Source organism: Leclercia barmai (assembly GCF_049312895.1).
In the GTDB taxonomy this organism is placed as follows: Bacteria; Pseudomonadota; Gammaproteobacteria; order Enterobacterales; family Enterobacteriaceae; genus Enterobacter; species Enterobacter barmai.
The window spans coordinates 1,535,005-1,546,264 of sequence record NZ_JBMNWZ010000001.1; the positions used below are offsets into that span (position 1 = coordinate 1,535,005).

Here is an 11,260-nt window from a genome sequence, read left to right on the forward strand (position 1 = left end):
CGTTCGCTGATTTAACCTACACTTGGGTTAACGCTATGTGCTGTTTTGGTTTTCAAAATATTTACAAAAGATTTACCATACACGCACATGTTCCATTTGGTTCGTCCTTTCCTTAACCGGTTTCTTAATCCATGAAAATCTTTTCTGCCCGCAGGGAAACGCTTCCCCTGCTGTTGGTTCCTGTTGTGTTAGTCCCTGTCGGGGCGATGGCCGCCGACGAACAGACCATGATCGTCAGCGCATCGCCGCAAACGCTCTCCGAGTTAGATACCCCTGCCGCCGTCAGCGTGGTAAACGGCGAAGATATGCGTCAGGCCGCGCCGCGCATTAACCTCTCTGAATCTCTCGGCAGCGTGCCGGGGCTACAGATCCAGAACCGGCAGAACTACGCCCAGGATCTCCAGCTCTCTACCCGCGGTTTTGGTGCCCGCTCCACCTTTGGGGTGCGCGGGATTCGCCTCTATGTGGACGGTATCCCGGCGACCATGCCGGACGGCCAGGGGCAAACTTCGAACATCGATCTCAACAGCATCGAGAGCGTGGAAGTGCTGCGCGGCCCCTTCTCCGCCCTGTACGGCAATGCCTCCGGCGGCGTGCTTAACATGACCACCGAAACCGGACGTGAGCCCAACACCGTCGAGGCCAGCAGCTACTACGGCAGCTACGGCACCTGGCGCTACGGCATGAAAGCCACCGGTGCGATGGGCGACGGCACCCACCCGGGCGACGTGGATTACACCGTCTCGACCACCCGCTTCACCACCCACGGCTATCGCGATCACAGCGGCGCGCGTAAGAATCTTGCCAACGCCAAACTGGGCGTGCGCATCGACGACGCCAGCAAGCTGAGCCTGATTTTCAACAGCGTGGATATGAAAGCCAACGATCCGGGCGGACTGGACTATCAGGAGTGGCGGGACAACCCGCGCCAGTCACCGCGCGGGGATCAGTACAACACCCGTAAAACCATCAAGCAGACCCAGGCTGGCCTGCGCTATGAGCGCCAGCTCAGCGCCCAGGACGACCTCAGCGTGATGGCCTACGCCGGTGAACGCGAGATGACCCAGTACCAGTCGATCCCGTATCAGCCACAGCTCAGAGCCACCCACTCCGGCGGCGTGATTGATATGCAGCGCCACTATCAGGGGATCGACACCCGCTGGACCCACCGTGGGGAGCTGCTGGTGCCGATGACCTTCACCACCGGCCTGAACTACGAAAACATGAGCGAAGATCGTCGCGGGTATGAAAACTACGTGATGAACAACGGGGTGCCGGACTACGGCGTCAAAGGGGCGAAACGCCGCGACGAACGCAACCTGATGTGGAACGTCGACCCTTACCTGCAAACCAACTGGCAGCTGACGCAGAAGCTCTCTCTCGACGCGGGCGTGCGCTACAGCTCGGTGTGGTTCGACTCGAACGACCACTACGTGCAGGGGGCCAACGGCGATGACAGCGGCGACGCCAGCTATCACAAATGGCTCCCGGCAGGCGCGCTGAAGTACCGCGTGACCGACGCCTGGAACCTGTATGCCGCAGCGGGTCGCGGGTTTGAGACCCCGACCATCAACGAGCTCTCTTACCGTACCGACAACCAGAGCGGCCTGAATTTCGGCCTGAAGCCGTCGACCAACAACACCTATGAGGTGGGGAGCAAAACGCGCATCGGCAACGGCCTGTTCACCGCGGCGCTGTTCCGCACCGATACCGACGATGAGATCGTGGTCGATGCCAGCGCGGGCGGGCGCACCAGCTACAAAAACGCCGGTAAAACCCGCCGTCAGGGTGTGGAGCTCTCCCTCGATCAGCAGTTTGCTGAGAACTGGAAGCTGAAAATGGCCTGGACGTACCTGGATGCCACCTACCGCACCAACGTCTGTGGCGATGGCGACTGTAGCGGCAACCGGATGCCGGGCATTGCGCGCAATATGGGCTATGCCTCCTTTGGCTGGCAGCCTGTCGAGGGCTGGTACGCGGGCTCTGACGTGCGCTACATGAGCGACATCATGGCCGACGACGAAAACAGCGCCAAAGCGCCGTCCTACACGGTTGTGGGCCTGAACACCGGGTATAAGTTCAACTACGGCAACTGGGGAATGGACGTGTTTGGTCGGGTGGATAACCTGTTCGACAAAGAGTATGTCGGCTCGGTTATCGTCAACGAATCGAACGGTCGTTACTACGAACCTGCGCCGGGGCGTAACTACGGGGTGGGTCTCTCCGTCTCGTATCGCTTCGAGTGATAATAAGACCGGCAGCCCAGGCTGCCGGTTCTGTTTTACGCCATCTGCGCCTGCTGATCGAGGCGGAACGCCGCCACCAGCGACTCCAGCAGACGGGCCTGATCTTCCAGCGCCCCTGCCGCCGTCGAAGAGGCTCCTACCAGCGAGGCGTTTTGCTGGGTGGTCGTGTCCAGCTCCATCACCGCACGGGAAATCTGCTCGATGCCGCGACTCTGCTCCTCGGAGGCCGAGGAGATCTCACCCATGATGTCATTCACCCGGGTCACCGAGTCCACCACCTGCTCCATGGTCTGCCCGGCTTTCGCCACCAGGTCGCTACCGGTTGAGATGCGGGAGACGGACTCGCTGATCAGCTGTTCAATATCTTTAGCCGCCTGGGAGCTGCGCTGGGAGAGGCTGCGCACTTCGCTCGCCACCACTGCAAAGCCTCGCCCCTGCTCGCCCGCCCGCGCCGCTTCAACGGCGGCGTTCAGCGCCAGGATATTGGTCTGGAACGCGATGCTGTTGATGACCGCGGTGATATCGGCAATTTTTTGCGAGCTGGTGTTAATGTCGCTCATGGTGCTGACCACATCGCGCATGACGCGTCCGCCGTGGGTGGCGGTTTGCGAAGCTTCAGCCGCCAGCTGGCTGGCGTGACGGGCGTTATCGGCGTTGTTTTTCACCGTGGCGGTCAGCTCTTCCATGCTGGCGGCGGTTTGCACTACCGCCGCGGCCTGCTGCTCGGTGCGCGAAGAGAGGTCGGTATTGCCTTCGGCAATTTCACTGGCCGCCAGCGACACCTGCGCCACGCTGCTGCGCACCTCGCCAATCATCAGGCGCAGTTTGTCGTTCATCCGCCCCATCGCCCCGGTCAGTTTGCCCAGCTCGTCTTCGCCCTGCGGGCGGATTTCAGAGCTGAGATCGCCGCTGGCAATGCGTTCCGCAAGCTGAAGGTTATGTTTGACCGGACGGGTGATCTGGCGGGTCACCCACCAGGAGACGAGGATGCCGAAGAGGATCGCCGCCACTCCGATGATGGCGGTGATGGTGCTGGAGCTGTAGGCCAGCGAGTCGTTATGGGTTTTGACCAGGGCGATGATGTCGCGGATAGAGGCACTGCTGTTATCCCCGGCGGTTTTGACCTTGTCTTCCGCCGCTTTCAGGGCTGCGGTGGCCGCCGGGTCGTTTTTGTCGGCGTTTAAGGCCGTCATTGCGGTCTGCATTTCGCTCACGCTGCTGGCAAACTGGGCCAGATGCCCGGCAATCGCGTCAACGATAGCCTTCTCTTTTGCCGTCCACTCCAGCTGCTGTGCCTCTTCGGTCAGTTCCGCGGCGTGTTTGACGTAGTTCGCCATCAGCTGGCCGGACTTTTCGTCGCCGTTGTAGAGGAATTTCAGGCGGTTAATCTTGGCCTGGAAGACCTCGATATTGATGTTGTAGATCAGGTTGGTTTGCTGGTAAACGTCGCGAATCTCTTTAAAGCGCTGCACGCTGAGCAGGGTCGAAACTGCCACCAGCAGCAATACCAGACCAAAACCCGCCGCGAGCTTTCTGCTCATTTTTATATTACGTAATCGTTGACTGACACTCATTCCTGGCTCCTTAAAAGGCGATTGTGCCTTTTAAGGTTATCGGCAGGCTTCAGGGTTATTTCATAGTTAAGCTGGTCTTATCTGTAGGATAAAAAATAGCCTCTTCCGGCAGCGACTTGTCTGCCGGAAAATAATTACCGAGCGAAATTAGCGCTATTACCGCTTCGCTTATTTAGCAGTTAGTTTTGAAACTGTCTGATTAATATTTCATTCGCTTCGTCGATCACTTTATCGATAGCCGCCCGACTGGCGTTCTGATCGCCCTTTTCCAGTGCATCAAGCAGTTCATCGTAGCGATAGGATTTGCAGGGAAGCACAAGGTCGGGATCGTACAGACAGTTAAAACAGGGCCCGATGCGCACCCAGAGCTGCTCGATAAGCGAGGTCAGGGTTGGCATGTCGGCAAAATGGTAAAGCGTGAAGCGAAACGCCCGGTTGGTATGCAGCGCGCGCTCCACTTCCCCGTTGCTCATCGCATCATGAAATTTCTCTGAGAGTTCGCGCAGCGTATCTAACTTTTCGTCAGACATCTGGTTGCAGGCCGCCGCCACCGCCATGCACTCCAGCTCCTTGCGGATAGCGTTGACTTCGTTGTAACGCTCGAGCGTCACTTCCGGCACCAGAAAGGCCTGCGCCGGGGTAGCGTGCAGCGCGCCTGCGGAGACCAACCGCAGCAGCGCTTCACGAACAGGAGTAATACTGGTACCGAGTTTATCCGCAATCTCTTTAGTGACGAGCCGTGCCCCTGGTTTTAGTGCCCCGGCAATCAGCGCACTTTTGAGACTCATTTCCACCTGCATCGTCAGGCTCATTCGTTGAGCTTTTTCAAAATTATCCAAATCCAGCATGTTCTATTCCTGTAACCAACACTTAACTTATATTCCACAGGCGGTTAAATACGGACCGCTGAGTATTTGATATATCCTGTATCTGCATGCCTGATTTACGTCAAAAGAAAACCATCAATCAAAACAAAAATTGATTGATTAAATAATAAAAACCGTTTCGTATACTACGTTTTGACTATTCTATGCCTGTATAATTAAAGACGTTATTTGAAATTTTGCACAGTTTAGTATGGCGGAATAATCCGCCATATACGTTACTATTCGTTATTGTTCGCGACGCGTATCACGACTTTGCCAAAGTTTTTACCATTCAGCAAACCTATAAGTGCCTCTGGCGCATTTTCGAGGCCATCGGTCACCTGCTCGCGGTAGTGGATCTTGCCCTCTTTGACCCAGCGCCCCATCTCCTGCTGAAACTCTTCGATGCGGTGGCCGTAATCCTGGTTGATGATAAAGCCCTGCATGCGGATGCGTTTTTTCAGGATGGTGCCCATCAGCAGCCCGAGACGATCCGGCCCTGGCGGCAGGTCGGTGGCGTTGTATCCGCTTACCAGCCCACAGACCGGCACCCGCGCCTGGGTGTTCAGCAGCGGCAGTACCGCATCAAACACTTTCCCGCCCACGTTCTCGTAATAGATATCGATGCCGTCCGGGCAGGCCTGCTTAAGCTGTTCGGCAAAATCGTCGGCATGGTGATCGAGACACTGATCAAAGCCCAGCACCTCGGTGGCGTGGCGGCACTTCTCCGCCCCACCGGCAACGCCTACCACCCGGCAGCCTTTCAGCTTGCCCACCTGGCCGACGGTGGAGCCCACCGGACCGGTCGCCGCGGCCACCACCAGCGTCTCGCCCGCTTTCGGTTGCCCGATATCCAGCAGCCCCATATAGGCGGTGAAGCCCGGCATCCCCAGAATGCCTAGCGCCCATGAGGGGTGATCCGGGTTTTCGCCCAGTTTAACCAGGCCGCTGCCGTCGGAGAGTTCATACTCCTGCCAGCCGCTGTAGCCGAGCACCCATTCACCGGACTTATAATCAGGATGGTTCGACGCCTCAACGCGGCTGACGGTGCCGCCTACCATCACGGCATCGATCTCCACCGGCGGTGAATAGGACGGCGCGTCGCTCATGCGGCCACGCATATAAGGGTCGAGAGAGAGCCACATTGTGCGCAGCAGAAGCTGGCCATCGGCGGGCTGGGGAATATCGGTGGTTTCTAAGCGAAAGTTGTCTGCGGTGGGTGCGCCCTGGGGACGAGAAGCCAGAACCCATTGACGATTCTGCGTTGAAGATTGACTCATACCTCACTCCTTTTTATACAAACGTCCTTAGAGCCTAGCTTCATCTGCTTCTGTCTGCTTTGGCATTATGAGCCAGACTGGTTAAGCCTGACGACCAGATAGACACACGGCGCATCGCTCTCGTTGATAAACCGGCAGTCGTTCGGCGGGCCCAGTTCCAGACAATCCCCGGCCCGCATTTCATGGCGGGTATCCCCCTCCTGAAAGACCAGTTCCCCTGACTGGAGCCAGATAAGCTGGCGCGCCAGGGCGTAAGAGGACGCGGGCATCGGCACATCGCTGGCGGCGGGCAGTTCCACCTGCACCAGGTCGATTGGCAGATCGGTACGCGGGGAGACGTGCCGACGCAGATAGTGCGTTTGCGGGTCGCGCCAGACGGGCTGGCTTTCAAAGCGCAGCAGCTTGCCTTCCTGCATCTCGGCGCGGGCGATCAGCGTGGACATGCTGATGCCAAAGGCGCCAGAGAGACGGGCCAGCAGGGTCGCGGTGGGGCTGCTGTCGGCGCGTTCGATCTTGTGGATCATCGCCCGTGACACTCCCGCCCGCTCGGCAAGTTCGCTCAGGGACCATCCCCGCGATTCGCGTTCAAGGCGAATGCGCGCGCTGATCCGTTGATTCATATTGTCTGACATATTGTTCATCCCGTCATACTATAGTGAAAGTAATGGATTACAACGGGCTTTTTTCATAACTAAAAGATATGAGTTATGCCGTAGCCATTCCAGTGTCTGTTTGTGTAATATCGTGACAAATCGTACTACTATAGTGAACAACACAGACTGAGGTTTCACCATGCTTATTCGCCATGCCCTTAAAGAGGATTGCGCCGCTATCGGCGAGATCTATAACCACGCCGTGCTGCACACCGCCGCCATCTGGAATGATACAACCGTCGATACTGATAACCGCATCGCCTGGTTCGAGGCGCGTCAGCTGATGGGCTATCCGGTCCTGGTCAGCGAGCACGACGGCGTGGTCACGGGCTATGCCTCCTTTGGCGACTGGCGCGCTTTTGACGGCTTCCGCCATACGGTTGAGCATTCGGTTTACGTCCATCCGGATCATCAGGGCAAGGGCATTGGGCGGGCGCTGATGAAACAGCTGATTATCGAGGCGAAGCGCATCGGTAAACACGTGATGGTGGCAGGAATTGAAGCGCAGAACAGCGCCTCCATTCATCTGCACGAGACGCTGGGCTTTGTCACCACCGGCCAGATGCCGCAGGTGGGCACCAAGTTTGGCCGCTGGCTGGATCTGACCTTTATGCAGCTGCAGCTCGACGAGCGCAGCGAGCCGGATAACATCGGATGAACCAGTCCCTGACGCTGGTATTTCTGGTTGCGGCGGGCATTGGCCTGGTGGTGCAGAACACCTTAATGGTGCGCATCACCCAGACCTCCAGCACCATTCTTATCGCCATGCTGCTTAACTCGCTGGTGGGGATTGTGCTGTTTGTTTCGATCCTGCTGATTAAAAACGGCGTCGCCGGGTTCAGCGAGCTGGTGCACCATGTGCGCTGGTGGACATTGATTCCTGGCCTGCTGGGGTCGTTTTTTGTCTTCGCCAGCATCAGCGGGTATCAGTACGTCGGCGCCGCGACAACCATCGCGGTGCTGGTCGCCAGCCAGCTGATTGGCGGTCTGGTGATGGACGTGGTGCGCAGTCAGGGGGTGCCGCTGAAGGCGCTGATCGGCCCGGCGTGCGGCGCGGTACTGCTGGTGATTGGCGCCTGGCTCGTCGCAAGACGCCAGTTCTGAATTACAGGATCACCCCGCCTTTGGTCAGGCTGTCATGGCGGGCATCCTGATCTTCTTTATACTGCTTCCCGTGATGGGCAATGGCGTTGCGCAGGCGCTGCTGCTGGGCATAGCGATCTTCACGGGTCAGTTCTGTGTCTTCGCTTAAGGCGATCAACAGTTCGTTCATATGTGTAATCACGCTTTCGGCGATCGCCGCGTCAACGCGGGCGATCACATCCTCTAAATGTGACATTGTCACTCCTTGTACGGTTTTTTCCCTCTCCCCTATGGGGAGAGGGTCAGGGTGAGGGGCTCAGGCCGCACCAGACTTAATTAACTTTCGCCTTCGAGAAATCACTTCCCATCAGGCTCACGCTGTACCCGGTAATATTGCTGCGGGTGGCGTAGAAGGTTTTGCCGTTAGCCAGCGCAATCCAGGGTGCCTGCTGGTAGAAAATCTCCTGCGCCTGGCCGTAGAGCTTCGCGCGGGCTGCCGGATCGCTGGTCAGCTTCGCTTTCTGCACCAGGTCATCATAGCCCTTGTCGCACCAGCGTGCAGCATTGGAGCCGGTTTTGATGCTGTCGCAGCCCAGCAGCACGTCGGCAAAGTTATCCGGGTCGCCGTTATCCGACATCCAGCCAAACAGCGCGCTGTCGTGCTCACCTTTGCGCATGCCGGAGAGATATTCGCCCCACTCATAGGAGACAATCTTCGCCTTGATACCCACCTTCGCCCAGTCGCTCTGGATCATCTCGGCAATACGGCGTGAATTCGGGTTATACGGACGCTGCACCGGCATCGACCAGAGCGTCACTTCCGCCCCCTGCTCCAGCCCGGCCTGCTTCAGCAGCGCTTTCGCTTTTTCCGGATCGTAACCGTAATCCTGCAGATCTTTGTTAAAGCCCATCATGTTCGGCGGGATCGGCGATTTTGCCACCGTGCCGGAGCCGAGGAACACCGCGTTGACGATCGCTTTTTTATCGGTGGCGTAGTTCAGGGCCTGACGCACCAGCACATTATCAAACGGCTTTTTCTCGGTATTGAACGCCAGGTAGCCGACGTTTAACGCATCAACGGTATGCAGGGTCAGGTCTTTGTTCTTCTTGATCACGTCAAACTGCACCGGCGATGGCGCAGGAATGATCTGGCACTCGTTGGTTTGCAGCTTCGCCAGACGGGTTTCCACGTTCGGGGTGATAGAGAAGATCAGGTGTTTTGTCGGAACCGCGCCATCCCAGTAGTTCGGGTTAGCCAGATAGCGGATCTGCGAGTCGACCTTGTACTGCTGGAGCACGTATGGCCCGGTGCCAATCGGCCAGGTGTCCACGTTCTCCGGGGTGCCCTTTTTCAGCATCGCGTCGGCATATTCCGCAGAGAGGATCGAGGCGAAGTCCATTCCCCAGTCGGCGAGGAAGGCCGCATTCGGTTCGCTCAGGACAAACTGAACGTGGTTATCGTCGATCTTTTTCACTTCCTGGATCAGCTTATCCAGGCCGACGTCGTTAAAGTATTCGTAGTTGCCCTGGGAGACATTGTGGTACGGGTGCTTAGGGTCTTTCTGACGCAGCACCGAGAAAATAACGTCGTCGGCATTAAAGTCGCGGGTCGGTTTGAAGAATTTATTACTGTTGAACTTCACCCCTTTGCGCAGGGTAAAGGTATAGGTTTTGCCATCCGGAGAGATGGTCCAGGACTCCGCCAGCGATGGCACCGGGGTGTTTTTCACCGGATCGAAGTTAATCAGGCGGTTATACAGCACCTGCGAGCTGGCGACAAAGGTCGGGCCGGAGCTGGCAATCTGCGGGTTAAACGACTCCGGCGAGGCTTCAGAGCAGTAGATAATGGTGTCGGTATTGGCCGCCCATGCGGCGCCCGCTGGCAGCAGCGCGCTTAACGCCAGCGCAAGGAGAGTTTTCCCTGTAGACATAGTTATTACCTGTTTGGTTTTATTATAAAGAACTGTAATAACAGCACAGCCCTATTCCTGTGGCAAATAACGAAACACTATCAGGTTATTCTAAAGCAGTTATTTCCGCTGATTTTCCCGCCAATGGCCGGACGGTGATTTGCCTTAAGGTACATTCAACGTCAAGCACTTTCCGTCATCTCAATGCTGCAAGAAATCGCCCCTTTTGCCGTCTCTTCTGCCGTTTGCTTGCCGGCAGATTTCGTAAAGTAGACGCGTGAAAAAGTCTATGGGACCAAATCGTGGCAAAAACCCTTTTACGCAGCGGCAATCTGGATGATTTTCAGGCCGTTGGTGGCGGCGGACAGGCCGTTTTTGAATCAGCATTGCAAATCCGTGAGGCGCTGCGTCTGCGCAAACAGCAGGCGATCGTCGATTGTCTGGCTATCCCGCAGGTCAACGATGAAGGCGACCGGGTGGACTGGTACTCCCCGGTAGACGGCGCGGTTAGCAGCTGGAAAGCCGCCGACGAAGATGCGCGCTTCCGTGCGCTGCGCCTGCTGGAAAGCACCCTGTCGAGCGTGGAGTCCCTGAGCAAAAAGTCGCTTCAGTCGCCGAAAACCGCCCAGCAGCTGTTTGGTTCCCTGCTGTCAAAAGCCTTTCAGTTCCCGGGTGAAAACTTCCTGTTCCTCGTCGACGGTAAACCGGTGATCACCTTCTGGGGGTTTGTGAACCTCAATGAAAACGCGCGCGAGGATATTCTCGACTGCCTGCGCGCCTCCCTGCTGCCGGTCCCGATGCCTGCCGCCGAGCCTGAGCCTGAGCCAGAGCCGGAAGCCGCCCCGGCCATCGTCTTTGAAAAGGCCGATGAACCGCTGGTTGCCGCCCCTGCAACGGTAAGCATCACCGCGAACGATCTGTACGAAACGCAGCCTGCGCCGGTGATGACCGCCAGCGAGCCGGAGCCAGAGCCAGCTCCGACGGTCGTGGCGAAGAAAAAGCGCCGCGTTCCGCTGTGGTCCCTGCCGGTTGCCGCCGTGGTGGTTGCCGCCGTTGCCACCCCGCTGCTGTGGCCGAAACAGTCCCCGACCGCCGAGCCGGTAAAAGCCGCCGTCGCCGCCGCTCCGGTGGCGATTGAGCCCAAAGCGGTTGCCGCGGTTGAACCTTTGCCGCTGAAGCTGCCGTTACATCAGGCTGAAGTGGCGGAAGTAAAAGCCCCTGAACCTGCCCCTGCGGAGCCGGTCGTGATTGCCGCGATCCCGAAAGACGCCCTGGTGATGGAAGCCGGTCAGGTGAAATCCGGCTCGACGCGCTTTCTCAACGGGAGCTGGCGGGTGATGCTGGACGTGACCGATCCGATCACCGGCAAGCCGCCGTCAATGCGCTATCAAATTCAGAACAACAAAGGGTCGGCCCGCGTCGTTCATGGCGATAACGTGGTCTGCCGCGTGGAGGTCTTCTCCGGGCTGCACAGCAACGGCGAGCTGCTGATTAAAACCCGTGGCAACGCCCGCTGCGCTGACGGCTCGCGCTACCCGATGCCGGAAATTACCTGTAAGGCCGGCACCAGTGACGTGGCGGAATGCAGCGCGCGCTACGACGCGAAGACCGTGGTTCCATTGACATTCAGGAAGACAGGTGCGTGATC

10 protein-coding genes are annotated in these 11,260 nt (G+C 57.8%); 4 read left to right on the forward strand and 6 right to left on the reverse strand.

The genetic code is table 11. The features are described 5' to 3' along the window. Positions 1 to 131: 131 nt before the first annotated feature. A complete protein-coding gene (gene pqqU / locus ACOYA6_RS07315; protein WP_422654387.1) occupies positions 132 to 2,246 on the forward strand; it encodes a TonB-dependent receptor PqqU in 2,115 nt (704 codons plus the stop codon). A 35-nt stretch (positions 2,247 to 2,281) separates the two neighbouring features. Here the strand turns inward: pqqU and ACOYA6_RS07320 are convergent, their stop codons facing one another. From ACOYA6_RS07320 to ACOYA6_RS07335, 4 genes are all read right to left on the reverse strand, one after another. Then, positions 2,282 to 3,820 carry a methyl-accepting chemotaxis protein gene (locus tag ACOYA6_RS07320; RefSeq protein ID WP_422654388.1) on the reverse strand — a complete coding sequence of 513 codons (1,539 nt, stop codon included), beginning with the start codon at positions 3,818 to 3,820 and terminating at the stop codon, positions 2,282 to 2,284. 179 nt (positions 3,821 to 3,999) lie between these two features. Beyond that, positions 4,000 to 4,668 (reverse strand): GntR family transcriptional regulator, encoded by a 669-nt coding sequence (locus ACOYA6_RS07325; RefSeq protein WP_422654389.1) that lies wholly within the window; start codon positions 4,666 to 4,668, stop codon positions 4,000 to 4,002. A 257-nt stretch (positions 4,669 to 4,925) separates the two neighbouring features. Further along, complete coding sequence (locus ACOYA6_RS07330) at positions 4,926 to 5,966, reverse strand: NADP-dependent oxidoreductase (RefSeq protein WP_223075323.1); 1,041 nt, start codon at positions 5,964 to 5,966, stop codon at positions 4,926 to 4,928. A 65-nt stretch (positions 5,967 to 6,031) separates the two neighbouring features. Next, positions 6,032 to 6,607, reverse strand: a complete 576-nt coding sequence (locus tag ACOYA6_RS07335; protein WP_039028673.1) for a helix-turn-helix domain-containing protein — start codon at positions 6,605 to 6,607, stop codon at positions 6,032 to 6,034. A 151-nt stretch (positions 6,608 to 6,758) separates the two neighbouring features. On the opposite strand from ACOYA6_RS07335, the gene ACOYA6_RS07340 reads away from it, so the two are divergent. Beyond that, on the forward strand, positions 6,759 to 7,277 hold the full coding sequence (locus tag ACOYA6_RS07340; protein ID WP_422654390.1) for a GNAT family N-acetyltransferase: 519 nt from the start codon (positions 6,759 to 6,761) through the stop codon (positions 7,275 to 7,277). Next, a complete protein-coding gene (locus ACOYA6_RS07345; protein WP_138369033.1) occupies positions 7,274 to 7,723 on the forward strand; it encodes a DMT family transporter in 450 nt (149 codons plus the stop codon). The genes ACOYA6_RS07340 and ACOYA6_RS07345 overlap by 4 nt, the downstream gene beginning before the upstream one ends. Before the next feature lies 1 nt (position 7,724). Here ACOYA6_RS07345 and ACOYA6_RS07350 read toward each other — a convergent pair whose 3' ends face one another. After that, entirely contained in the window at positions 7,725 to 7,958 is a 234-nt protein-coding gene (locus ACOYA6_RS07350; protein WP_039028670.1) for a YdcY family protein, read from the reverse strand. A gap of 76 nt (positions 7,959 to 8,034) precedes the next feature. Beyond that, complete coding sequence (locus ACOYA6_RS07355) at positions 8,035 to 9,633, reverse strand: ABC transporter substrate-binding protein (protein WP_422654391.1); 1,599 nt, start codon at positions 9,631 to 9,633, stop codon at positions 8,035 to 8,037. A 281-nt stretch (positions 9,634 to 9,914) separates the two neighbouring features. On the opposite strand from ACOYA6_RS07355, the gene ACOYA6_RS07360 reads away from it, so the two are divergent. Then, positions 9,915 to 11,258: an SrfA family protein gene (locus ACOYA6_RS07360; protein ID WP_422654392.1), complete on the forward strand. Its 1,344-nt coding sequence runs from the start codon at positions 9,915 to 9,917 to the stop codon at positions 11,256 to 11,258. Positions 11,259 to 11,260: the final 2 nt, after the last annotated feature.